The following is a 23,972-nucleotide window of genomic DNA, read 5'->3' as shown; positions in this document are numbered from 1 at the left end:
TGGAAGCCGTTTTTATTTCTTGGGTATTTATTTGGATTTTCAACCTGCATATACGGCAAAACAGAACGAGTGAAAGAAAGAGGCGGCATTCCATATTTTGTTCACATCACTATGTCTAAAAAGAAAATGCCCGGCTGCAAAGCCGGGCATTCGGTTTTACAAGTAGTATGTCATCCTTTGCAAATGCGTGGATGGGTCGATATATTGCACCTTTACATTGTTCGGCACATTTAAGCTGATGGGGGCATAGTTGAGAATGGCACGTACTCCTGCCTGTACAAGCTGGTCTGCCACTACTTGGGCTGCGGCTGCCGGAACTGTCAGCATGGCGATCTTGACGCCCAATTCCTTAATACGGTCGATCATGGTATCGGTATCTTCTACATTGAATTTACTGATATTTTGCCCAACTTTTGCCTTATCGTTATCGAAGATGGCAACAATGTGAAAGCCGCGGTCGCTGAAACCTTGATAGTTTACGAGCGCATGACCCATATCGCCTGCGCCAACCACTACCACGTCCCAATATCGGTCTACCTTGAGGATCTCACGTAATTTATCAATGAGATATTCAATGGAGTACCCCGTCCCTTGCTTTCCGAACTCGCCGAACTGAGAAATATCTTTACGGATCTGTGCCGCCGAAATACCAACATTCTCACCAAGCTCCTGTGAGGAAGTGGTCTTCAAGCCAATCTCCGCCATATGTTGAAGCGCACGTAAATACACTGGCAGTCTTCCGATGATGATATCGGGTATTTTCCTCGCGTTCATGTGCCCTCGCCTTTTTGTAGTATAGCCATAACTATACCAAAAAAACTTATTTTGTACAATTAGGTACAAGTGCTTCACAAACAAATACGTGGATGGAGGGCATCGCCTCAGACGGGGAAAAGGTTTAGGTGCCAGACCAAGCCGTTCTCACGCCGGAACCGCAGGCATCCAAATAAATAACGCCTCCCAAGCTGAGAGGCGTTATTTCTAAAATCTGATATGAAGTTAAGGAGGCGCTAAAAGGACACAGCTACAACTACTGCTGTCAAACCCCCAGCCGCTGGGGCAGGCGGTTTCGGTACAACTCGAGCCAGACTGACTGGGAGTATCACCGCTGCCCTCAACTTGCGGATTGTAGACCTCGCACAGCCCAAGGTCATTGTTTGCGTCAGCGGGACCACCAATAGATACGCGGCAGGCGTTATCCAGTTCTGCTAAAAGTTGAATGGGGTAATACGTATAGGAGCGAATTGCCGCGCCTGCTTCTTGAGGCGTTAGTTTGTCGTTAAAGTCGAACATGGCTGGGTCAAGTTTGCTGGCTGCCCAGGGTCCGGCAATGTATTTACCATCATCATCAACTAGCACTCGTTTGACAGCGATTTGGACTGAGTTCTGGTCATCTGGTGAAAGGCGTGCCCAGGCGGCATCGGCATCGTTGCCGATGCCATTATTAAAGACCTCAGTTTCGTACCCGTCACTGAATCCCGGGTTTTTATCAGCTTCGATTGAATTTGCTCCACCAACATCCTTATTTGTATCCTGCCAGATCTGTACATTGACAGTAGACCATTCGGTAGAGGCTGGCGCGGAAACAAGAATCAACCAATCCCCTTTTCCATCGATGTCGTTATCAAGTTCCAGCGCATATTCCCCTGGGAATGTTCCTTCGGCACTGCGCGAACGCAAGACAATTGTTGTGTAGATCCAGAGATCATCTTGCAGGATGTTATATTGTTGAATATCAAGATACGGGAAATATGTATCCATTGCTATGGCATTGAATGGACGTTCATACTCGCCAAAGGTAAAACGGTCTCCGCCACTTGCGCTATTGTCGCGGGAGGTTCTTGCTGAATCCTGGTCGGCAGCAACCCCGGAGGACGCCGCAGGTAAATCGGCGGGTACAAGGGTGTGCTGGATTTCTGTAGGCGGCGCCTCAGTAATAGGAGCATCTGGAAGATTCTCCTCTGGAATAAGAGCCTCTTGTGTTGGTGTATCGGCGGCAGGCATATTGCAGGCTTGAATTATGAGGACTACGAGCATTAACATGAGTTTTGTAGAATTGAATTTCATTGTTTCTCCAAAATAAATTTGTTCGACGTTCTTTTCCGCATTCGCTATATATTATGCTGGGGCTTCACTTGTTCCTGGGTCCATGCTTTTAATTTTTCATCCTCTGCTGCATCTTTATGTCCGACCACTTTATAAACGTTGACTGCCTTGGTTTTGCCTTTGACGGTGACCGCATCGGCAAACTCCACATCAAATTCATCTTTTACCTGCTGATATGTGCTTTCACTGATGAGAATGGGCCAGGCGTAGGTTTTGGTGAGATCTTGCAGACGGGCGGCAAGGTTGGCATTATCGCCGATGACCGTGTAGTTGATGCGCTGTGCGGAGCCCAATAAACCGACGAACACTTCGCCTGAGTTGATGCCAACGCCCATTTCGATCTGGCTGGGGCGGCCTTCGGCTGCCCATTTGTCGCGGAGTTCCGCCAGAGCTTTACGCATATCCAAGGCGGCGCGTAAGGCGCGGACAGCATGATCTTTATAGGGGACCGGTTCTCCGAAAAAGGCAATGATGGCGTCGCCTTCGTATTTATCCACGGTACCGCCGTGTTTGTAAATGACCTGTGACATCGCTTCCAAGTAGGGGTTTAGTAGTGTGACCACGCCCTCAGGCGTCATTTTCTCTGAGAGAGTCGTGAAGCCGCGAATATCTGAGAAGATGATGGTCAGGTCAGCGCGTTTGTTGACGGAGTTCAGGTCTTGCGTTTTCATCATCTGGTCGACCATTTCGGGAGAAATGAAACGGCTAAATAAATTACGAACACGGCGTTTTTCCTGTTCTTGTGAGACAGCTTGCTCAAGTGTAGGCAGGATCACGCCCAAAAATAACATCAGGATTGGGGCGATCGTTGGCAGGATGTAACGTTGGCTTGAGAACATCACAAAGGCGGTGACGATGTATGCTGCAATAACCATGCCTAGTAATGAAATAGTCATTGCTGGGCGTTTAGAAAGAGTGATCAAGGATGCCAGCCCGGCTGCGACGAGAATGCTCACCAGACCCAGCCAGGGTGGGGCATAGGTCATAAATTTCCCATTAATAATGGTATCCACAGTGTTGGCGACGATCTCCACACCAGGAGTTGGTTTCGTAGCAGAAAAAGGTGTTGGGTAAATATCCTGCAAGGTGATGGAGGTTGCTCCGATCAGGACGATCTTTCCACGAAAGGCATCGGGGTCCTGTTCGAGAACAATGCCATCATGAACATCTGAAGCGGAATAGGTCGGGTAGGTTCCGGCGGGACCAGAAAAATAGACGGGTAAAAGCCCTGAGTTGAGCGGAATGTCTTGCCCATGGAACTTGACATTTGATGAACTGAAGACCGGCGCTTCAGCACCCAAGTATAGGCGTGCAACCTCGAATGCCCAATGCGGGTAAGTCTCTCCTTGATATGCGTTATATGCCACCACATTACGGACAATAGCGTCTTCGTCACGTTTGACATCGGTAATGCCCATCCCATCGAGCGCTTCACGGTAAACAGACAACGGCTGGATGAGAGACTCGGTTTCAAAGCCCTGCCCGCTGCTGCGCAGAATCTGCAAAACAGTTGCTGAAGCGGGGCTTTTTTCTAATGCGGAAGCAAACGCTGAGTCGTTTTCCGGTTGCTGTTCATCCGGTTCGAAGAGCAGCACATCCACGCCAACAACTTTACCGCCGCCCAGGTTGATCTGTTCCACGATCTCGGCAAAGTACGAGCGAGGCCAAGGCCATTGCAAGCCAGTCCAGTTGAAGGACTGGTCGTCGATCGCTACAATGACGATTTCGCCTGAGATATCTTCGGTACCGCGCACGCGCACAAAGGTATCCTGCATTGAATATTCCAGCCGTTCAATGGGCGTGGTAATACTGCTGAATAAGCCTAGTACCTGAACAATGAGTAGCAATGCACTGGTACCGATCAAAAGGATGAGGCGTAGGTTTACGGGTTTTGTGTCTTTTGGCATGATGGGTTGTTACTCTTAGTGAATTAATAGCCAAAACATGAATATGAATAACAGCTTCCAAATGGATCACAAGGGTCGCAGGTTGTATTGGATGGATCAGCAGGCGGCTCTTGTTCTTCCTCTTTTTCAGGCTTGGCTTTTTCGGTGGGGTCTGCTTTTGGCTTGGAGAACTGAGCAGAGGGGCTGGCGCATATTTCTTTTCCGTCTGCGCCGTATACAGTTACGAACCATTCGTAACTTCCACCGTTTGGTAGAACTTCAATATAGAATTCTGCACTATTCGTGCTTGTTTCGATCCTTGCAGTGCTGCCATCTGCATTGACGAAGGTGATTACATACGCTTGTGCATCAGGATGCTCGCTCCATGCAAAATTTACCTGTCCTGCTTTGCCAAGAGAACTACCGTTTGCAGGTTCCTGTATTTGTGAACAGGCATTGCTTGAACCGCCCTCTGGCGCCGCCGCATCAATCTCCGTAGGCGGTACCTCTGTGGGAGCTTCAGTAGCTGAGGTTGCTGTAAGGGCTGCCATAGCCTGGTCGAAGAGAGCCTGTGCTTCGGGGTTATTATCCAGCCATTCCTGAAATTCATCGGGGGTCATATCGCCCAGTAGGGGGGAGTTCCACTCACCGGTGTTCGGATCTTGATGAAAGAGAACGGCTCGTTGTCCATTCGTGAAATTGACCTCTTCGCCATTGGGGTTGCGCACGGAACAATTCCCTTCAAGACAGGTGACGTAGACATCATTAGTGTTTGGGTCTACTTCCACTTTCATGTAAGAGCCGCGCACTGAAGCCACGCCTGAGGGCGTTTCCACATCTGCCCGCCCACCATTGAGGATGATGAATATCTTGCCGACCTCCATTTTGATCTTTGTGAGCAATCCGCCATCACCTTCATCGTTCGAAGTTAATGTAAAAAGTGATGAAGGTGCCACACGGATGATCGTCCCGGAAGAAAGGTCAAGCCGCACGCGTCCGTCATCGCCAGTTTGGATCTGCCCATTCACATTCAAAGTTGCCGAAGCGGAGACAGATTCAAAGGCATCTGCTTCGGCTTGTCGGATCTGCACCAGCCCGGTGATCTCGCTTAGCGTGGCTGAAAGCGGCGAGTCTTCTGCTTTCGGTTGACAGGCTGTCAGGGCTGCAATTACTGCGAAAAGGATAAATAAGAGTCCTTTTTTATTCATGGGTTATCTCTCCGTTTTTTATGGCTCATTCAACTTGATCTTGACCGTATAACCAGGTTGTATATTCTGACCCGGAGATAGCGGCGAAATTCTCAACAAATAAACTTCATCTGCAATAACACGCACCTGTTGCCCGATTCCACAATTGAGTCCATTTGTCAGTGGTTCGGCATCTGATCGTTGTAATTCTAATTGAATGCTGCCAGGGTCACACGTGATCTGAATGATAACATCAGGATATTGTGATGAAAAAGCAATCCAATCTTCGATATCTCCACTGGAGGTGGAAACTTTCCCTGTAAATTGCGCCGACCGTGCAGAAAGTATCGATAGCGTGAATATAGCTAGCGGCACCTCGGCTGAGTCGCCCTCATTGGGTGCTGCAATTACAGAAACAACCGCCGTCATTGGTATCGTACCTACTTCCGTGGGTACGGTTGCAACCGGTTGGTTTGTCGGCTCGATCACTTGCACGGCTTCAAGATTATCCACCTGTAGGAATTCCACCGCTACCCATCCTACTCCGTCTGGCGAAGCCGGATACTCGATCTTCACCCAGTTGCCCGAAGAATCTTTTCCAAGGATCGATACCACATCGTTCTGATTTAGCAGACCGAGCGACATAAAATCGCGCCCCGCACCATTGCGGACATTTACCCCATTAACAACCACGCCTCGCGCACCAGACCCAATGACTGATTCTGCTCCCAAAACTGGAATCTCCGCTGTGACATCGGTCACTTGGACATAGTCCGCACGGACCCAGCCTGAGTCCGTCCCAATGTAGATGATGCGATACCATATCCCGCTGCCATCCTTGCCTATGATCTGCACAGGACTAAAAGCGGGAAGCGTCCCTAACGAGGTGCTGGCAGTGGATGTATCCACCCTTACATTGACTTCTGTGGTTGTAGTACCCGCGATGGGTGCTATGGCGGGTGCTGTTGTAGGGGGGAGCGCCGTTTGTGTAGCGAATGGAATTGAAGTGGCTGGCAGGGTGGCTGTGATGAATTCTGTGGTGGGAATCGAGGGGGGCGTGGACGCAGTGTCGCATCCGCTGAAGAGCATGGAGGTCGCGATGAGGAGAATCAGCTTTTTATGGGTCACCTGATAATTGTATCCAAAAAAGCCATGAATGTTACCAGTGCGTCCTGTACCAAGACCAATGTACCATCAGGGTATAAAAACATCCACCTTGATGGTGGATGTCTGGCACCCCCATGCAGACTCGAACTGCACTCTACGGCTCCGGAGGCCGTCGCTCTGTCCACTGAGCTATGGGGGCGAGCGAAGCGAATTTTACCATGCCTATGCTTGGGAGAGGCTTATCAAAGAGCCTTGAACTGCAAAGGCATTTATCAGACCTTTGTGATTCAAGGCTCTTTATTATGGGTATTTTTCACGCTTTAATTTTAGGCTTTTGCCCTTGGAGCCAGGCTGGCAATATTTGCTCTTAATTTTTCTATTATGACACTATTACCACGTTCATCACCAAATTTTGCGAACTGCTCCTTCTTGTGAGCAAGTTCACCCAAGTATTGGTAGAAGTGATTTGTGATGCGATAAACACCACTGCTCATGGCAGACATACGCGCACTGAATTGGAAGAAGGATACTGCGGTTTTGAATTGGGCTTCGGAGATCAGCCCGTTTGCCACTTCTTCCGCAAGGTGTTTTTTCAGCAAGCCCTGTTCGTGTCTCACCATCCAGAAAATGAAACCGAGGAACATGATCCAGCTGGCCCATTCGATCAGGATGATAAGCGCAATACTGCCCAATCCGGTTGCAAAAACAAGAACAGTATTATGAAAGGCGTGCGCAGATACAGCCAGGAAATAGCCCACAATTGGCGCGGCAAGCTTTATCAGGATGTTACGGTTCGTGCGCGAAACAGCAAACCCGAGCCCGGTAAAAGCAGTGTAGAAAGGATGCCCCCAGGCAAATACACCCACACGCAGGGCGAAGTTGGTGAACATACCACCCCAACCCGCATCTGCATATTGACCCATGAAGTAGAAGACGTTTTCGGTGGCGGCGAAACCAAGCCCGGCAATCCCACCGTAAATAATACCATCCAGAACGGAATCAAATTCCTTGCGGAAAATCAAAAATACGGCAAAAACAGCCAGACCTTTCCAGAATTCTTCCACCAAGGGAGCGGTGATCGAACCGCCTGCAATATCTTCAAGGATAGCATCTTGAAGAACAAAGCTGAAACCGACCTCAAAAATAGAGGCGACGATCAGTGTGCCGATGATGGCAACAAAACCGCCCCAAGCGAAAGTCAGGAAAAGCAACCAACGCGGTTCTTTCTCGTACCGGTCAAGCCAATATATGAACCATGAAAAGAAGAATGCAGGAATGAACGCAAGTGGAATTGCAACCAGTAGTGCCATTGAATACTCCTCCAGTTAAGTTTGAAAACCGACTTATTTTACCGGGCAGTTGCTAAAACCAACATAGGAGATTGGTATATATACCAGCACCTCGCAGAATTTTCTGCGGGGTGTAATTTACTCCTGAAAAATCAAACGCGTCCGTTCTACGCGTGCAGTTTCCGGCTCGATGCCGAGTGCCAATAAGACTTCTTCGGGTCTGCCTGTTGCACCTTCACGAGCGGCGAGAGTCATCTTTAACCAGGCAATACCATCTGCCTGCGTGATGATACTTAACATTTCAACTAACGGACGCAGGTCATAGGACTTGTTACGCCGCTCACGGATGATGGATTCGGCATTCATCAGTTCTTCGACCCTGCGCTTCAACTCGGACCCTTCGACGGGTTCTGTTAAATGAACATCATACGCGGCTGATAAAACCAGCGTTTGCAATGCAGGCAGACGTTCATTGACGCTTTCAATGTTCAATACCTGAATATCTGGTGGAAGATTATCTTTGAGGCGGTTGGAAATATCCTCAACTGCCACATCTTCGTTCAGGCGCACATCCAAAACCTCATTGCGCGAGGAAAATCCCAGCGGCAAGGCGGCGGCGAGACTGATCTTAGGCTGGGGATGAAATCCCTGTGAATAGGAAATGGGCAGGCTGGCACGGCGCATGGCGCGTTCCCACAGGCGGTGCAGGTCAAGGTGACCAATGTAGCGTAAGGCGTTTTGTTTTGTAAAGGTGATTCGAACTCGCATGATTATTTTAGCTCGCTGGCAATGCGCTTCAACCACTGATGGATCGCAATACTGGTGCGGCGGTACGGACGATAGGTATGTTCCGCAATGCGATGATAGAGATCATGGTCGAGGCATTGGTGATGGGTGAGTTTATCGATGGATTCAAGGATGCTGGTATATACGGCAAGTTCCTGTGAGGCGATCTCATCGAATTCAATATTTTTATACAGGTCGAGGATGAGCGGGTGAAATTTATCTTTTTCCAGCAGAGAAGATTCGTAATCTGGATAATTGTATTCCCGCTGAAAATTTTCCAACGCCGTAAACGAAGCAGAAGGCGCATATGTCTCCCCATGCAGGATCTCGCTTAGCCGGTCAGCGATGAACTGTTCGTGGGTGAGCACCTCTGCCAGCAAGTCTTTCACCGTCAAGCCGCCGATGACGCCGCGCATGGTCAACTGACGCGTAAAACCGATGCGGTTCAGGAGAAGTTCGAACCGGTCGCGTTCATCTTGCAGGCGTTCCAGGAGGAGTATCTTGTTCATCGAATAAAAAGGAATCCAGAAGTTCCACTTGCGACTTCCAGTTTTTTAGTCACCGACCACCGGTAATTCGATGTCTAATTTTTGCGCGGGGCTTTTTACTTCAGGACACTTCCAACCTTCTCCCGGGTTTTCGCGGCGCAGGTTGGCAAAGGTCGGCAGGATGCCGCAGGCGAAGCAATTCAGACGGCAGTCCACGCGGATCTGTCCTTCGAGCGACATGCGGAAATCTTGAAAAAGGAAATTCTTACGAACAGCGGCTGTGATGTGTTCCCAGGGGAATATTTCATCGGTGCGGCGCTGGCGATAGGTGTAGAAAGCAGGGTCGATGCCGAGTTCATTGAAGGCTTCCATCCAGGTATCGAACTTGCGTCCTTCATCCCAGGCGTCGAACTTCGCACCTTTCTTCCATGCACTGTAAATGACTTCCGCCATGCGGCGATCACCGCGGGAGAGCCAGGCTTCTACTAAGGTGTCGTCTGGTTTGGTCCAGCTTAGTTTTATGTTTTTATCCTTCATCAATTGGCGTTTGAGTAACGCCTGTTTTTCAAGGATGTTGTCTCGGGTATCGCAGGAGACCCATTGGAAAGGTGTCTGCGGTTTGGGCACAAAAGTGCTGACGCCTGCGTTGAGTTTTACCTTCCAGCCTGCTACTTTGCGCCCTTCGGCAATCACACGTTTGCACAGGTCGGCAATGGCTTGCACGTCTTCCAGTGTTTCGCTGGGATGACCGATCATGAAGTACAGTTTTATGGTCGTCCAGCCGCGACTGTAAATTTCATTGGTAGTCTTGATGATCTCTTCATCAGGGATGAATTTATTGATGATGCGGCGCATCCGTTCGCTGGCGGCTTCGGGGGCAAGGGTGAACCCGCCGGAGCGATGCTGTTTGAGCTTTTCCATCAGATCCACAGAGACAGACTCAATACGCAGGGAGGGCAATGAAACGGTCAGCTTACGTCCTTCAAAGCGTTTGCTGATGGCATCTACGAGGTCTTTGATGTAGGTGTAATCAGAAGAGGAAAGCGACATGAGTGCCAGTTCTTCGAAACCCGTGGAACGGATCGCCGCGTCAGCGGCATCCACGACCTCTTCCACGCTTCGTTCGCGGACGGGGCGGGTGATCATGCCTGCCTGGCAGAAGCGACAACCGCGGGTGCATCCACGCATGATCTCGACTGAGACGCGGTTGTGAACCACGTCAATGTTCGGGACGATGAACTTGGTGGGTGGCGGCGGCAATTTGGCAACGATGCGTTTGTGGATCAGTTTTGGAGCTTCGGCGATGATAGGCTCGGTTGTGGCGACAGTGCCATCATCCATATAGGTGGTTTCATAAAAACGAGGTACATATACTCCGGAAATGAGCACAAGTTCGCGCAGGCGCTCTATGCGGGGCATGCCTTGAGTCTTTTGCAGCGAGTTGATGATGTCGTGGATAACCTCTTCACCTTCGCCGATCACAAATGCGTCGATAAAGGCGTGCATCGGTTCGGGGTTGGTGGCGGAATGTCCACCGGCAATGACGATGGGGTGCGAGTCGTCGCGTTCTGCAGTGCGGACGGGGATGCCCGCGAGGTCTAGGATGTTGAGAGCGTTGGTGTAGAGTGTTTCGTAAGGGAGGGAAAAGCCGATGAGGTCGAAACTGGCTAAAGGTCGTTTTGATTCGAGCGCATAGAGCGGTATGCCATGCTCACGCATCAATGCTTCCATATCCAGCCACGGCGAGTAGGCACGCTCGGCAAGCGCATCATCGCGCTGATTAACCTGATCGTACAGGATCTTTAAACCAACGTTAGAAACACCAATGTCGTAAATATCGGGGAAGACGAAAGCCACGCGGGTTTTCGCCGCTTCCCAGTTTTTGACGGTGGCATTCAGTTCACCGCCAACGTAGCGTCCGGGTCTTTCAACCTTTAAAAGGATTCTCTCAAGTTTGGCTTCGATTTGTTCTGGAGTAAACATGTCGCCGATTATACCTGATAAGAAAAGTCAGTTTCAGGGTCGCGAGGTTGGGGAATTTTTTCTTGTTTTATATTTTTGAACGTAGTTGCCTCTGTCTATCGCTTCATCTAATAAAGGGATTTGCTCGTTTCTTACAGATTTGATAAGAACGGTCTCTGTAAAATAGCCCCAAGGGGTCAACTCCTCATTGAGGGCTTGGGCATAGAATGAAATCAAATTAGCATAGGAGTATGACATGAGAAAAACACTGTTTATCATTCTTGCCTTTGTGTTGGCAGCTTGCGGCACTGCACAGCCTGCCCAGCAACTAGAACCCCCGACGCCGATCGTGCAAACCGTGGTGGTGGTGGCTACCACCCAAGTGGCTCCACCGACTGCGATCTCGCTTCCGACTCAGGGACCGACCAATACGCCGCTTCCAACTGAAACAGCCACCGCACTTCCGCCAACGGCAGTTCCTCCCACCGCCATTCCACCAACTTCTGTGCCACCCACATCGGGTTCATCAAATGCCTCTGCGCCTGCATCGGACCTTATTCCGGTTAATATTGATAACATTCTTGGCAAAGGTGTTTTCGTGGATATTGCCTTTACCAGCAACCGCATTACCCTGAATTGTTATCCGCGTGAGTTCAATATTTCGATGAAAGCCTTGCACCCGGATGTAACCCGTGCTGAAATGTTCTATCGGGTGGTGGAGGCACCGACTTACTTCCGCCTATCAGATTGGTATCTGGTCGGGAACATGGATACGGACGGCAAGGGTACCTTCTTTATCACCTTCAAAGCCACTGATATCATTGACGACTGGCGTGTTTTGGATCATGCCGTGATCGACTTCCAATTTGTCGGCGTAAACAAAGGCGGCGGTGTAGTGGACCGAACCCAAAAGATCGAACGGTTCGTAGATTACTATAAGAATTGTCCATAAACTGAGTTCGTATCATTAAATCAAACAGCCGACGGTATACATTCCCGTCGGCTGTTTACTAACCAGACTTTTTATGCTTCACTAACAACAGGCTTCTTTGTCAACTCACGACTCCAGAGCCAGAGCGCACCCAGCCCAAAGAACATGATGAGGAAACCGATAAGCCAGCCCACGAACGGCAGTTTGACCAATAAACCAACGATCACTACACCGAGCAGCATTGGCCATACCTTGTGTTCCGCAAGCGCCGGGTTGAAGCGGTTCAGGATCCATTTGCCGCTCATCCATGCCACCAGGGCTTGCGCTCCGAAACCGGTGAATAGCACGAACCCGAGGGTTAGGGCAAACAAGGCGAGGATACCAACCCAGATGATGGTAGCTGTTATACCGCCGAGAGAAATGATCCCGAAGAGAATGCCGCCCACGGTCATTGCTACTACGATCAGCAATAACGCAAAGAAGAAGGCTGCATAAGCGACCACGCCCCATCCAAAACTTGGCACCGGCTGAGCCTGAAGTTTTTCAGACAGGCCTTTCAAGAAAGCTGGTGCAAGCCAGACCAGCAGAAGCCCAAAGATGGCAAGGGTTACAATCTTTCGGAGTAGATCAAAGACCCAGGTCAACGCAGTTTCGCCTGCAGTGGGAGGAGTTGGTATATTCTCTTCGTCCACGGCAGGTTCGTTTCGGGTTACCTTTCCATCAACCACAGAGCTGGGCAAGTCGATATCTGCAGACTGGGTATAAGTGAAGTCACCTTTGATTTTTGCACTATCGGCAACTGTCAACCCTGGTTTAACGTTCGGGATCGATACTTTGGTGTCACCCATGTACATTGATGGGGAAGGGGAGCCTTCTTCCGCTTCACCGACTTCAGCTTGGACATTTCCGCCAACCTCGCCGCGTAATTCCAGTGCGCCTGCACCGACCATCAGATTGCGTTCGATCGAGCCAGCCAGCAAGCCTTGAGCTCCTGCAAAGACCACATCATTCCCAACTGTGCTGCCATCTTTGACTTCCAAGCTTGCGCCTGCTGAGACAAGATCTCCGCCAATGACAGCTTTTTCATCCAATTGCAGCGCCGCACCAGCAATGCGGGCGTCGTCTTTCACTGTCCCTGTAATGACAATGGTGTTTCCCGCTGCAATCAGGTCGCCTTCCACTGTACCGTTAATGACAATATAGGAACCGAATACGACCAGGTCGCCTTTAATGGTTCCGTCCAGAGTGAATTCATCGGCAGTCACATACAGGTCATCATTGATCACTTCATCTGTTTTGATCAAGATCACATCCCCTGCACGCCCATCAAATGCCAGGGCGGGTGAGACGATGGTCAACGAGAGTATGGCGGCAAGGGTGAAAATTGCCAAAATTCTTTGAATTGTTTTCATAGTTGCTCCTTTGAAAAAACTTACCTAAGGAGGATATACGCCTGGTCTTTCGAAAAGTTGTGCGGATTTTTCCCCGCCACTCTTTAACCCCGGCTCAACCCTGCCCATTGTGCATAATTCCACCTGAAATCCTCCCAAAATGACGCTTTACAGCGCTTTTAAACGTGCTGGTTGTCCAAAATACCAATTCATCAGCTCAATGAACCAGTAGCAATATTGCTCTTTATCCCTGATAATGCTGGTCCGAATATCGTCCAGACTCATGAAGTTGACTTCAGCAATTTCCCCCGGATCAAACTGCACAGATAGCCCGTTTAAGCTGCCTTCGTAAATCTCACTGATCTCATTATCGTTGAAACCGTACTCCATTTGGATCTTTCCGCGTAGGGTGACTTCAACGCCTTCCACGCCCATCTCTTCCTTTAAGCCACGCATCGCCGCTTCGAGATAACTTTCTCCGGCTTTGACATGTTCAGATACCGAACAATCCAACAAGGACGGTGAATTTGCCCGGTCGGCGCTGCGTTTTTGGATGAGCATTTCACCCTGCTCATTAAATAGAAAGACATGCACACCACGGTGCTGTAACCCTTGTTGATGAACGACCGAACGCATTTCTTGCCCGGTCACTTCATCGTTGTCATTTACTACGTCCAATAATTCGTCTGCCATGATTTCTTTGTCATTGCAGGCGGATGCTTTTCCGCCGAAGCAATCTCCTTATTTCAAATATTTTGCCATCGCCTGCGCCGCCCGTTGACCTTCCAGCGCACAGTGATCTGCCGTTTCCACACCGCGTAATAGGTTGCCTGCTACATAAACTCCATTTACCGAAGACTTGAAATCCTTATCAATCACCGGTCCCTTCGTGTGCGGATTAATCTCCAGCCCACCCATGCGCGCCAGTTCATGTTCGGGAATCCAATTGCCGGTAAAGATGACCGTGTCACATTCTACAAGCTGCTTGCTTCCATCTTTATGGGTGAGCTCGATCCCTTCGACTCGTTTCTGACCAAAGATATTCGATATTCGAGTATTCGTCAAAACCGGGGTTCTGGAAATAATATCCGCCAATGCCCATTTCATGAATACATACGGGAATTCGATCTGATGGGTGGCTTCCTCTGTCACCATCATTGCACATTCTATTTTTGCGCCCATCAACGACATCAATGCGGAGAGGCTAACCAACTCTGCGCCGATAATGACCGCCCGTTTTCCAACCGGCAAATGTTCTTGATATAAGAACCGTTGTAATGACCCCGTCGTGAAAACACCCTGCGGACGTTTCCCCGGCACCAACCGCGCTGCCCGTGGACGTTCCCTTACACCCGTTGCCAGCAAAATCGCACCCGCTTCGATCTCACCCAATCCTTGTGGGGAGGTGTATGCCAGCTTCTTTTTATCCATCCATCTAGTAATCGTTGTGGATGTGCGTACTTCAATATCCATTTTCTCAGCCAACTCACGGTAATACTTTGCGTACCTTGGACCCGACCACATGCGCCACAGATCTTCACGCCCAAAGCCGGTGTGATGACACATGCGCGGCATCCCGCCTGCTTCAGATTCGCGGTCTACCACCAGAATATTTTTGATGCCCTGCTTTTTCAATTCAATCGCTGCCGAAAGCCCTGCTGGTCCACCACCGACGATCAGAATATCATATGTCACACCTGCACTTGCGCCAGGTGCAAGTGTTGCGAGGACGCTCTTGTCCTTGTCCGACCCTTGCACCGCCCGCAAGGGCAGGTGAGCAATCTCTGTCACAGTCATGGGATTGCTTCGTCGTTCACTATCGTTCACTCCTCGCAATGACGATACCAATGCCGCATGACAATTGAACCCCTGACAACGACCTTGGGAAGCGCGAGTCCTTCTGCGTAGCGCATCTATCGTTGTAGCAGGGATGGGCGCGTTCATCGCATCCATCAACTCGCCGCGCGAGACGCGCTCACAGTGACAAACCATCTCGGCATAGGCAGGGTTTGCCGTCACCATATCTGCATCCTGGTGCGGACGCGTGAATGCTTGCCCGATTGTTGGTAGCTTTATAGTTTTGAATTCAGGTTTCGGCGTTAATTCCAAACCTGCATCGCGCAGGAGCTCAACCCCGTATTCAGCAATGCCCATCGCACCAGAAATGCCCGTAGAGCGGATCCCGCCCAGGCACAAGTAGCGAAGCGACGAATCCATTTCGATTTGGTAATCGCTGTGTTCTGTCGCCGCCCGCAGACCGGAATAAGTGGCAGTCACTTCCTCATCCAACAACTGTGGCAAGATCTGTTTGCCTTTTTCGAGCAAAAATTTCAAACCATCTTCTGTTGTTTCAGTGGCAGTTTTGTCGGGCAGGTCCTCAGCGGTTGGTCCCAATAAAATATTTCCGTACACTGTCGGGCTGATAAGCACGCCCTTTGTAATGGATGTAGGAACGGGCAGCAATACATGATTGACCAACGGACGCGCCATCTTATCATAGACGATCAACTGCCCGCGCCTCGGCGTGACCTTGAAGCTGGTCTTTCCAAACATGGCATTGATCTCGTCTGAGAATAAGCCTGCTGCATTAATTACGAAACGCGTATCAATTACCTGTTCTGACGATGGACCACTGACGATTGACCATGTCGTCTGTCGTCCATCGTCTGTCGTCGATGGTCTGATCTCCTTCACCCGAAAATTCAAAAACAACTCCACCCCATTTTCCACCGCCTGATATGCCATTGCCAGCGGAACGGAGAACGTGCAGAGAATCCCTTCGCCAGGGACGTATAGTCCGCCAAGGGCGCCTTTGTTAATATGCGGCTCGCGCTGATGGATCTCCTCCGCAGAGATGATGCGCACATCCATCTCGTCGTTGTCGTGAGCTTGTTTCAATAACTTGGGGAGAGTATCAAACTGTTCCTGATTCCATGCGATGAGCAAACCGCCCAAGACTTCATGGGCGATATTCGCTTCAGGCAGGTAACCCTTCATCAACGCGTAACTGCGTCGTAAAAGTTTAGCTTCCAGTGAACCGGGTTTGGCATCGTAGCCGGTATGCCAAATGGCGGTGCTGGCTTTTGAGGTTCCCATACCCACATCTGAGTTCGATTCGACGAGTGCGATTTTTAGATCGTAACGAGAGAGTTCTCTTGCAATGGCGCATCCCACCGCCCCCGCGCCGATGATGGTGATATCGTAGGTTGTTGTCATAAGTGCCTTTTTGACGATGGACGATAGACCATTGACCATTGCAGATCATCCTTGAGGGTGGGTAGATCGTCCATCGTTCGTCGTCTATGGTCTGTCGTCGTGAAATTTTTTCACTGCTTCCAGCGCCTTGTTCCACTGCGCTAATATCTTTCTTCTTTCCTCTTCTTTCATGCCCGGAGTATAAACCCTCTCGGCTTTCCAGTTTCCTGCCAACTGTTCGAAGGAAGTTCCAAGCGCCGAAACACCTGCAAGATTGGCAATACCGATGGCGGTCGCTTCTACAGAGGCAGAGACGCGCACTTCGAGGTTGAGCAAGTCCGAGATCATTTGCATCAGGTATGGGTTGCCAGCCGGACCGCCATCCACTTTGAGGTAAGGAGGGGGAGTGCCGCTGTCTTGCGACATGGCAGTGACCACTTCATACACGCGGCAGGCAATGCCATCCAGTGTGGCGCGGACGATGTCATCCGAAGTGGTGCTGCGGTTCAAGCCAAACATGGCGCCTTGCACATCTGTGCGCCAGTGCGGGGCAGCGAGTCCTTGCAGGGCGGGGATGACGACCACGCCCATATCTTTTGATTGAGAAGCGGCATTGTTGCTTGCCGCAGAGTCGGGAATAAATTTTAGATTGTCGCGTAGCCATTGCACAGCTGAGCCAGTGACGAAGATGCCGCCATCGAAAGCATAGGCGGTCTGCCCATTGAAATTCCAGCCGACGGTGGTGAGCAATCCATTGTTCGAGAGTTTAGGTTTATCGCCGACATTCATCAATAAGAAACTGCCTGTGCCGAACGAGCATTTCATTTCGCCAGCTTTGAAGCAAGCCTGCCCGAATAGTGCGGCTTGTTGGTCAACCAGAAGCGCATGCAAAGGCAGTGGTTTGCCGTTGCCAAAGTCAACGTCGCCAATATGTCCTGCCGAAGGTTTCACTTCAGGCAGCATGCTTTTGGGCACATCAAATAATTGCAGTAATTTTTCATCCCACTGAAAGGTGTTCATATCGAACAATAGGGTGCGTGATGCGGTGGAAGGATCGGTGACGTGTAATTTCCCGCCGCTGAGTTTCCAGATTACCCAGGTTTCGGTAGTGCCAAATTTGAGTTTGCCTTCATGTGCATGTTGACGGATCTCTGGATGATTTTCAAAGACCCACTTGAGTTTTGGGGCAGAGAAATAACTGTCGAGCAGCAACCCGGTCGTTTGGCGCAACCAAGCCAAATCCACGTTTGAGGCGAGCGCGTCACAAACCGCCTGTCCGCGTGTATCCTGCCAGACGATGGCAGGCGTTACGGCTTCGCCAGTTTCCACATCCCACACCACAAAGGTTTCGCCTTGATTATCAAACCCGACGGCAGAGATTTCGTACTTGGAAAGAAGCGGAGCGCAGGCTTCTTTGACGGTGCGGAGGATGTCCTCCGGCTCTTGCTCGACCCAGCCTGCCTGCGGGAACCGAGCCGGGAGCTGCGCCGAATTCTTTTCGATCATCTCGCCAAATTCGTTGACGATCACTGCGGTGGTTTGGGTGGTGCCCTGGTCTATGCCGAGAAGATATTTCATGAAGCCTCCGAAGGTAAAAAAAGATTGGAGATTAGTGATTGGTTTGTGCCAACCTCCTAACCTCCAATCTCCAATTACTGCTTACAAATTACTGAATTAGTGTTCGCCGTATTGCTTTTCGATCTCGGCGATCTTCGCCTGGCGTTCCTTGATCTTATCGCCTTCCGGCACGCCTTCGAAGCGGGTGTCTTCACCACCGGTCATAAAGGTGATGACGGCTCCTACGACCGCGATACCGATGGCAATATAGGAGGTCGATGCATTGGGGATGAGGAAGTGCATAACGTTTTCCTCAGATACGGGGATGAAGCTCAACAGCAACCCGATGACAGCCACTGCAATACCCACCGGAGCCGTTTTCTTGGACCAGAACCCAAGCAAGGCAACTACGAACACGATGGTGAAGTAGAAGACTTTTTCATTGGGCGGGAAGAAACCGCTGATCGCCAGAACGATACCAAAGATGATGGCGAGGAAAGCGTTCGGTTTGGAAAGCCCGCCAAGGTTGAACGGACCCTTTTCCTTCCATTTGGCACTGCCTTCAGCAAGCAAGCCTGCTGCGATCGGCATGACCATGGAGATGTACAGGAAGACCGCACAAGCCACTGCCAAAATGAGGTAGGCAGGTGCATAAAGTGTGCTGGCAAAAGCAAAGATAGCGGAAACCCAAACAGCAGTTCCAGGAGTGCGATACTTGGTGCTGACATTGGCAAGTGCCTTGGAAGCAGGCAAACCGCCGTCACGGGCGAAAGCATACATCATGCGGGAGGTGGAGGTGAGCCCCGCCAGTGCACAAACGTAGTTGACCAATACCATACCGACTGCGAGGAATAAGCTCAAGGCGAACGGCATCTTGGAGGCGCTCCACATATAGAAGAACGATCCCCAGCCGAGGGCAGCGGCTTCATTTAAATCTGGCATGGTTAGCACATAGGCAGCAACCGCCACGAGACCGAAGACCCAAGACCAGAAAACTGCAGTCCACATACCCTTCGGTACATTGACCTGAGCATCCTGAGTTTCTTCAGAAGTGTGAGCCGAGGCATCAAAGCCTGTGATGGTGTAACATACGTAGGAGAGACCGAGAAGGAAGGCAAATGCCGCGCTCTCAGTGCGGAACGGAACCACACCACCGCCAGCATCACCAGTCACGTTCTGGAAGGTCCAAAGGCGGGTGAAGTCGAGAGGCACGGAGCTGAATGCAAACAGGGTGACGATCAAAACCACGGTCAGACCGAGGATGACGTAGCCGCTCCAGTCGGTGAGTTTGGTGGTGATGTCGATATAGTAGTGATTCAAGAGAGCCTGAGAACCGAGAGCAATTACGAGGAAGATTGTCTGTTGGGTAGTGCCCCAAGCAGAAACATCGACTCCCAAAACGGTCGCAAGCAACAGGTCTTTGAAGAACACGGTATAGAGCAACACATCTACGGAGGAAACTACGCAGATCAAACCGATGAGGTTGAACCAGGCAGTTGCCCAGCCCCAGAATTTCCCGCCGAGGTGCGAGCTCCAGTGATAGAGACCGCCCGCAGTGGGGAAGGAGGAGGCGATCTGTCCCATGCCGAATGCGACACTCAAAGCGATTACGCCGCCGACCAGCCAGATCAAGAATGCGCCGCCGGACCCCAACGCGTTGAACGCAGCAGGGAACGCCGAGATACCGCCAGCCAGAATACAAATGATGGAAAATGAAATTGCGAAGTTCGAGAAACCGCTCATGCGGCGTGAGAGCTCCTGCGCATACCCCAATTTATGCAGGACTTGCTTGTCGTGCGCTTGACTTTTTTGAGCCATTTTCGTAATTCTCCTTGACATTGAGTTGGTTTGTTAGATCAAGTAACCGAACTTACGAAGTGCACTTTATGAATCACCGGTCTTACACCTCCTCCTCCTGTGGGGAGTTAATTTCTCCGAGTGTATTTTGATATATTATAAACCCCGGCATTAAAAGTTAGGTACGGAAATGAGGTTGTTAACATTGGTACCAGCCGGGTTTGTTCTTTAAAGTACAAGAGCATGGAGTTATCCATACTCTTGTACTTGTGTAACCGATTAACCGAACAACTCCATCAGTTGCTTGACGTGTACGATACCATCGAAGCCTTTGAGCTCGCCTTTGCGAATCTCAGCTTTTTCACCATCCGCATCGCCAAGGCAGGAGACAATGATGTCACCCGCCGAAACATCTTCCTTTTCGGTGTAGTGATTGGTGGTAACAACGACCTTCGCACCGGAAGCTTTGGCAGCAGCAAGCCCGTTCTTTGAGTCTTCCACCACCATGACTTCATCTGGTTGCAAGCCCAGCTTTTCGAGCGCAAGGTTGTAAATGGCAGGATCTGGTTTTTTCTTTTCAACCACATCGCCAGCCAACACCACTTCGAATTTAATATCTTTGAGCGGACCTTCCGTGATCGCCTTTGCAGCCTGTTCATTGGATGTGGTGCAGATGGCAAGTTTAAGCCCAGCATCCATTGCCTCTTTCATGAATCGGTGAATGCCCGGGCGCAAGGGCAGTTTGCCCGTCTCGATCAATTCCACGAACAAGGCAGTCTTGCGCTTGTGCATTTCCTTCACCAGCGCGTCAATTTCTTCTTCGGTCATCGGCTTGGAGAAGCCCTTGGTCTGCCAATGCTTCTTCATGCGCTCTTTACCGCCGCCGACCTGCAGAAGTTCGTGGTAATACTCGATATCCCATTCGTCGGTGAAACCGAATTCTTTGAAAGTCATATTGAAAGATACGCGGTGACCGTCGCGCTCAGTGTCAATGATCACGCCGTCCTGGTCAAAGAAGACTGCTTTAATTTTGGACATGAGTTCCTCTTTTCAATAGACCTTACAGGTTCTTGAAACCTGTAAGGTCTTGTTGAATAACTATTTCTTCACACCAAAGAATTCAAGCATGGTGTTCACGAACAATTCATTCTCTTCCTTGGAACCAATCGTCACGCGGAACCAACCATCAGAGCCGTACTTCTTGCTTTCGCCGCGGAGAATGATGCCCTTGGTCTCAGCGTATTCGAGCGCCTGCTTGCCGGTCTTGCCGGTTTCGCCGCAGTCGAACAGGATGTAGTTGGCTTTGGATTGCATGACGTAGAAGCCGGGGATGACACTCAAGGCTTCGCTGATGTAATCCACCGCATCATTGTTGAACTTGACGCGTTCTGCCAGACCTTCGGTATCTTCGAACGCTGCAAGCGCCGCCCACATGGGGATGGTGCCCACGTTCCAGGGCAGGAGGGATCCAGCAACCTGTTTGAGGGTGTCTTCATGGGCAATGGTGTAACCAAAGCGCATACCAGCCAGACCATACGCCTTGGACATGGTGCGGGTGACGAATACATTCTTGTATTTCTTGGTCAACTCGACCTGAGACATGCCCAAACCGGCGTATTCAATGTAGGCTTCGTCAACAACCAACGGGATGCCTAGTTTTGCAAAAGGCTCAAAGTGCTGCGGGTCCATGAAGTTGCCGCTGGGGTTGTTGGGGTTCGGGATGACGATGATCTTGGTCTTATCGGTAACGGCTTTCATCAGACCATCGTGGTCGAATTTCAACTTGTGATCTTCGTAAAGCATCGGCACCGAAACCATCTTGGCGCCGAGCAGGGTTCCGCGCAGACCGTAAATACCAAAGCAGGGGGTGTGCTGAATGACTTCGTCGCCGGGTTCGAGGAACATGCGGAAGATGTTGTCATACACTTCGCTGGAGCCATTACCGATCATTACGTTCTGCGGACCGGCAACACCGTTGATCTCGGCGATCTTGCTGCGGACGACCAAGCCCTGATCGGGGTAGCGGTTGGTCATCTTGGCATACTTGAACATCGCCTCCAAGACCTTATCGGAAGGCGGTACAGGGTTTTCATTGGACATCATGCGGTGCAGTTCGGGCTTGCGCCACGCCAACTCAATATGCTCCGAAATGTACATCGGAATGCCCTTTACCCACGGGGCATAATATTCTTCGATATTCTTAGTCATGCTTAACTCCTTGATATAGTTATATAAATTTAGTATTGACCGCCGACCGTAATGCGACAACAGTCTATCGTCTACAGTCGGTCGTCATTTTATTAAGCCTTGCCGTTGCAGCCAAGCTTGTCCATCCAGTGCATCACAGCATTGCGGGTCGCATCGCGGACGAAGACATCCAGTTTGCCGGGGTCGTATTCATCACGGTGAGCGCTGAGATATTCCCATTTGGCATTGATGAGGGTGTGCTTGAGCTCGGTGGAGACGTTGAACTTCGCGCCGCCCGCTGCGAGCAACTTGGCAACATAATCATCGGGCAAGCCGGTTCCGCCGTGGACGACGAGCGGGGTCTTGATGCCATTGCTGTTAAGCATCTTGTGAATGGTCGCCATGCGTTCGAAGTCGATCTTGGGGTTCTTGGTCTTGTACACGCCGTGCGCGGTGCCGATGGCAGGGGCGAAGATATCCACGCCGGTGCGTTCGACGAACTCGATCGACTGTTCAGGGTTGGCAAGCTGTGCTTCATCTTCTGCAACCTTGATCTGGTCTTCCACGCCGCCTACGGTTCCCAGCTCGCCTTCAACAGAGATGTTGCCGACGCTGTGAGCGTAGTCTACTACTTCCTTGGTCTGACGGATGTTCTCTTCATAGGATTGCTTGGACGCGTCGATCATGATGTTGGTGTAACCGGCATCCGCGCATTTTTTGCAGTAGTCAATGCTGGTGGAATGATCGAGGTGCAAGCAGACGGGGATGGGGGCAGACTCTGCCAATGTGCGATAGATATTCACCATCATCTGCGTGCCAAGGAACTGCGAAGGTTTGACGGAGGTCTGTACGATCACAGGGGCTTTCTTTTCGATCGCCGCATCGATCACCGCTTCGAATTGCAGCAGGTCCGTCACGTTGAACGCGCCGACTGCCCAGCCTTCTTTGGCGGCAGGGATCATGATTTCTTTTGCATTTACGATAGACATTTGGTACTCCTTATTTGGTTATCTTTTTTAGTAGAAATTCTTTATTACGAATGAAGAATGCAGAATGATGCATGCAAAATAGTCATCTTTCTGCATTCTGACTTCTTCATTTACTCTTTTTCGACGCATCTTTTAGCCACTGTTCCCAGCGATAGTCAGTGGTGTGCATACGGTAGCGTCCGAACCACAAATTGGCGTACCCCTGGAAATCTTCTTCAAGCGTGGAAATGACCGATTGGGTCGTACCCCACATGGCTTCATGTAACTCAGACATCGCCCACATAATTCTCAGACGGGCATAATGCTTGGGTTGGAATGACCCAAAATAGGCGGTCAGGAAGAGGCGGATCTGGTCTTCGTTCAAACGATGATGATGGGCAAAATTCCCAAGGTCAAAGAAGATATCGCCCATGCCGGCATATTCCCAATCCAGCAGACGGATCTCGCCAATGTCACCCGCCACTTCTTCGTCCAACCAGTTGAGGTTGAGCAGGTCGTTGTGGCAGGGGGTTGGTTTGTAGGGATCTTTGAGCAGGGCTTTTTCTGCTTCACGCATTTTCTTTTGAATGAAAGCCCAGTCTTCGGGGAATTGTGCGTTCTTGGCTTTTGCCGTTTTTGTGAGCATTTCAACACGGCGGAAAACGTTGAACTCACCTTTTAACTTCGGGGCGTTGCGGTGGAACAAACGCAGTTTTTGTGCAATACGTGTCAGGTAGTCCGGTTTGACAATGTCCTCAGGCATGATGCGCTTGCCGGTCACAAAGCGGGTGACAATATATCCTTCCGGCTCAATGAAGTACACCACTTCGGGCGCGATGCCCAATTCACCAGCCACTTTATTAGCGGCGTATTCCACATCGCGTTTGATGCCCAACTGGTCGGTGCCTTCCCCTGCAAGGCGGATAACGTAGGCGCGTCCATCCGCTTCGATCTTGAAGTTCAGGTTGGTGATGCCGCCGCTGAGCGGGATCTTCTTGATGTTCTTCGAATCTGCGAGAAACGGTACTTTGGCAATGGCTTTATCGATGGCAAGCGTATTCATGTGACTGTGTTCCTTCCTTTGGTTGAAAGAATATTTTTTGCGGATGAAGAACCCGCTTCTGTCCTAACTGAA

Annotated in this window: 19 protein-coding genes and 1 tRNA gene; 1 reads left to right on the top strand and 19 read right to left on the bottom strand. The window is 50.5% G+C overall.

Annotated elements, in window-relative coordinates:
- Positions 1-156 precede the first annotated feature (156 nt).
- The 10 genes from IPG80_RS13565 to IPG80_RS13520 form a co-directional block, all read right to left on the bottom strand.
- On the bottom strand, positions 157-774 hold the full coding sequence (locus IPG80_RS13565) for a redox-sensing transcriptional repressor Rex (protein WP_345107719.1): 618 nt from the start codon (positions 772-774) through the stop codon (positions 157-159).
- Between the two features lie 225 nt (positions 775-999).
- Positions 1,000-2,067 (bottom strand): hypothetical protein, encoded by a 1,068-nt coding sequence (locus IPG80_RS13560; RefSeq protein ID WP_345107717.1) that lies wholly within the window; start codon positions 2,065-2,067, stop codon positions 1,000-1,002.
- Between the two features lie 44 nt (positions 2,068-2,111).
- Complete coding sequence (locus IPG80_RS13555) at positions 2,112-4,013, bottom strand: adenylate/guanylate cyclase domain-containing protein (protein WP_345107715.1); 1,902 nt, start codon at positions 4,011-4,013, stop codon at positions 2,112-2,114.
- 23 nt (positions 4,014-4,036) lie between these two features.
- Entirely contained in the window at positions 4,037-5,200 is a 1,164-nt protein-coding gene (locus IPG80_RS13550) for a FecR family protein (protein WP_345107713.1), read from the bottom strand.
- A gap of 18 nt (positions 5,201-5,218) precedes the next feature.
- The gene (locus IPG80_RS13545) at positions 5,219-6,307 is read right to left on the bottom strand and encodes an SH3 domain-containing protein (RefSeq protein ID WP_345107711.1); all 1,089 of its coding nucleotides are present in this window, start codon (positions 6,305-6,307) and stop codon (positions 5,219-5,221) included.
- Positions 6,308-6,410: 103 nt separating this feature from the next.
- A tRNA-Arg gene (locus IPG80_RS13540) sits at positions 6,411-6,485 on the bottom strand.
- A 127-nt stretch (positions 6,486-6,612) separates the two neighbouring features.
- Positions 6,613-7,596, bottom strand: a complete 984-nt coding sequence (locus IPG80_RS13535; protein ID WP_345107709.1) for a PrsW family intramembrane metalloprotease — start codon at positions 7,594-7,596, stop codon at positions 6,613-6,615.
- A gap of 117 nt (positions 7,597-7,713) precedes the next feature.
- The gene (locus tag IPG80_RS13530; RefSeq protein WP_345107707.1) at positions 7,714-8,343 is read right to left on the bottom strand and encodes a TIGR03936 family radical SAM-associated protein; all 630 of its coding nucleotides are present in this window, start codon (positions 8,341-8,343) and stop codon (positions 7,714-7,716) included.
- 2 nt (positions 8,344-8,345) lie between these two features.
- A complete protein-coding gene (locus tag IPG80_RS13525) occupies positions 8,346-8,870 on the bottom strand; it encodes a hypothetical protein (protein ID WP_345107705.1) in 525 nt (174 codons plus the stop codon).
- Positions 8,871-8,915: 45 nt separating this feature from the next.
- A complete protein-coding gene (locus tag IPG80_RS13520) occupies positions 8,916-10,832 on the bottom strand; it encodes a TIGR03960 family B12-binding radical SAM protein (protein WP_345107703.1) in 1,917 nt (638 codons plus the stop codon).
- 235 nt (positions 10,833-11,067) lie between these two features.
- On the opposite strand from IPG80_RS13520, the gene IPG80_RS13515 reads away from it, so the two are divergent.
- The gene (locus tag IPG80_RS13515; RefSeq protein ID WP_345107701.1) at positions 11,068-11,763 is read left to right on the top strand and encodes a hypothetical protein; all 696 of its coding nucleotides are present in this window, start codon (positions 11,068-11,070) and stop codon (positions 11,761-11,763) included.
- A gap of 71 nt (positions 11,764-11,834) precedes the next feature.
- Here IPG80_RS13515 and IPG80_RS13510 read toward each other — a convergent pair whose 3' ends face one another.
- From IPG80_RS13510 to IPG80_RS13470, 9 genes are all read right to left on the bottom strand, one after another.
- Positions 11,835-13,154 carry a polymer-forming cytoskeletal protein gene (locus IPG80_RS13510; RefSeq protein WP_345107700.1) on the bottom strand — a complete coding sequence of 440 codons (1,320 nt, stop codon included), beginning with the start codon at positions 13,152-13,154 and terminating at the stop codon, positions 11,835-11,837.
- 147 nt (positions 13,155-13,301) lie between these two features.
- The gene (locus IPG80_RS13505; protein WP_345107698.1) at positions 13,302-13,826 is read right to left on the bottom strand and encodes an NUDIX domain-containing protein; all 525 of its coding nucleotides are present in this window, start codon (positions 13,824-13,826) and stop codon (positions 13,302-13,304) included.
- Between the two features lie 48 nt (positions 13,827-13,874).
- Positions 13,875-16,349, bottom strand: a complete 2,475-nt coding sequence (locus IPG80_RS13500) for an FAD-dependent oxidoreductase (RefSeq protein ID WP_345107696.1) — start codon at positions 16,347-16,349, stop codon at positions 13,875-13,877.
- Between the two features lie 84 nt (positions 16,350-16,433).
- Entirely contained in the window at positions 16,434-17,906 is a 1,473-nt protein-coding gene (glpK, locus tag IPG80_RS13495) for a glycerol kinase GlpK (RefSeq protein ID WP_345107695.1), read from the bottom strand.
- Between the two features lie 96 nt (positions 17,907-18,002).
- Positions 18,003-19,703, bottom strand: a complete 1,701-nt coding sequence (locus IPG80_RS13490) for an amino acid permease (RefSeq protein WP_345107693.1) — start codon at positions 19,701-19,703, stop codon at positions 18,003-18,005.
- A gap of 258 nt (positions 19,704-19,961) precedes the next feature.
- Positions 19,962-20,720 carry an HAD-IA family hydrolase gene (locus IPG80_RS13485; protein WP_345107691.1) on the bottom strand — a complete coding sequence of 253 codons (759 nt, stop codon included), beginning with the start codon at positions 20,718-20,720 and terminating at the stop codon, positions 19,962-19,964.
- A gap of 60 nt (positions 20,721-20,780) precedes the next feature.
- On the bottom strand, positions 20,781-21,890 hold the full coding sequence (locus IPG80_RS13480; protein WP_345107689.1) for a histidinol-phosphate transaminase: 1,110 nt from the start codon (positions 21,888-21,890) through the stop codon (positions 20,781-20,783).
- A 92-nt stretch (positions 21,891-21,982) separates the two neighbouring features.
- Entirely contained in the window at positions 21,983-22,858 is an 876-nt protein-coding gene (locus tag IPG80_RS13475) for a class II fructose-bisphosphate aldolase (protein WP_345107687.1), read from the bottom strand.
- A gap of 106 nt (positions 22,859-22,964) precedes the next feature.
- A complete protein-coding gene (locus tag IPG80_RS13470) occupies positions 22,965-23,900 on the bottom strand; it encodes a choline/ethanolamine kinase family protein (protein ID WP_345107685.1) in 936 nt (311 codons plus the stop codon).
- Between the last annotated feature and the right edge of the window lie 72 nt (positions 23,901-23,972).

This window comes from Candidatus Villigracilis vicinus (assembly GCF_016702885.1).
Classification (GTDB): Bacteria; Chloroflexota; Anaerolineae; order Anaerolineales; family Villigracilaceae; genus Villigracilis; species Villigracilis vicinus.
Note: the sequence above shows the minus strand (reverse complement) of the source record. Positions and strands in the feature narration are given on the sequence as shown.